The sequence below is a fragment of the Agromyces sp. P1_H4 genome, from assembly GCF_056405255.1.
On the sequence record NZ_JBFUCL010000545.1, the window covers coordinates 1 to 1,348 of the forward strand.

The 1,348-nt window shown below is 73.4% G+C and carries 2 protein-coding genes; one reads left to right on the forward strand and one right to left on the reverse strand.

Features of this window, described 5'->3' with window-relative positions:
• On the forward strand, positions 1-638 hold a 638-nt coding region (locus tag AC1DY2_RS19820), incomplete at its 5' end, for a LysR substrate-binding domain-containing protein (protein ID WP_476763969.1).
• 25 nt (positions 639-663) lie between these two features.
• Here the strand turns inward: AC1DY2_RS19820 and AC1DY2_RS19825 are convergent.
• Positions 664-1,170 carry a nitroreductase family deazaflavin-dependent oxidoreductase gene (locus tag AC1DY2_RS19825; protein ID WP_476763970.1) on the reverse strand — a complete coding sequence of 169 codons (507 nt, stop codon included), beginning with the start codon at positions 1,168-1,170 and terminating at the stop codon, positions 664-666.
• Between the last annotated feature and the right edge of the window lie 178 nt (positions 1,171-1,348).

Consider the following 1,348-nt stretch of genomic DNA (forward strand, 5'->3'; position numbering starts at 1 on the left):
GCATCGCCTCGTTCTCCACCGCCACGCGCGGCCTGGTGGCGCCCCTGCTGCGCGACCTCCGCACCGGCGACGAGCCCGTGCTCGCCACGGTCACGAGCGTCGACCCGTTCGTCGCGATGGAGATGGTCGCCTCGGGCGTCGCCGACCTGGCCGTCGTGCACAACTGGAACTCGGTGCCGCTGGTCGCACCCGCGCACGTGGCCACGGAGCACGTGTGCAGCGACGAGGCCGACGTGGTGCTTCCGGCGCGGCATCCGCTCGCCGAGCTCGACGAGGTGGAGCGAGCCGACCTGGTCGACGAGGCCTGGGCGAGCACGCCCAAGGGTGCGATCTGCCACGAGGCGCTGCTGCGCATCTTCGCCGACCTGGGGGCGGTACCGCGCATCGTCGTCGAGGACCCCGACTTCGCGTCGCTCATCGAGCTGGCCCGCCAGGAGATCGCCATCTCGCTCGTGCCGCGGCTCGGCCGCCAGCCCATGCCCGAAGGTGTCGTCGCACGCCCGCTCGCCGACCACAGCCAGGTCCGAGAGGTTCGCGTGGCCTACCGCCGCTCGATGTCGGAGAGCCCCGGCATCCGTCGTGCCGTGCGCCTGCTCGTCGACGCCGGCGCGCGCGTGACGCTCGCAGGGGCCGCCTGACCCGACGTCCCGCATGCGGGTCGCGTCACATCGACGCGTGATGGGGGTCGGCCAGGGGCTGCAGGCGGAAGAGGCGCACGACCCGGCCCGAATCGCGCTCGTAGCCTCGATACCCGGGCCACTGCGCCTCGATGCGCGCCCACGCGGCGTCGCGCTCGCCCTCGGGAATGAGCGTCGCCCGCACCGGCATCCGCCGCCCTCGCACCGTGATCGCCGCGTCGGGGTGGGCGAGCAGGTTGTGGGTCCATGCCGGATGCCGCTCCTGGGCGAACGTGGTGCCGGCCACGATCGCGCGACCTCGGCCGTCGGGCGTGTACATGAGGTACGCGTCCCGCGGCTCGCCCGACTTGGCGCCCACCGTGTGCAGCACGAGCGAGGGCACGAGCAGTCCGCTGAGCTGGACCCGCCCGCCGGTGAGGCGCCTCAGCAGGCGCTCGACCGGCGGCAGGACGACCGGCCCGAGCGCCCGGAACAGTCGGGTCCTCGTGAGCGGCGCCACCACGGATCGGACGGCCTGCAGCACAGTGGGCATGACGCCATTCTGCTACCCCTCGTGGCGGGCCGCGTCAATCCCCTGCGGACGCTCCATCGCCGCCGTACCTTGGGCGCAGGCCGACGCGGACGCGATCCGGCCCTGACGATCGGAGGAGCCATGTCCGACGCACGACGACCCGGAGACCCGCTCGAGGGCGAGTACACCGACTCGGAGC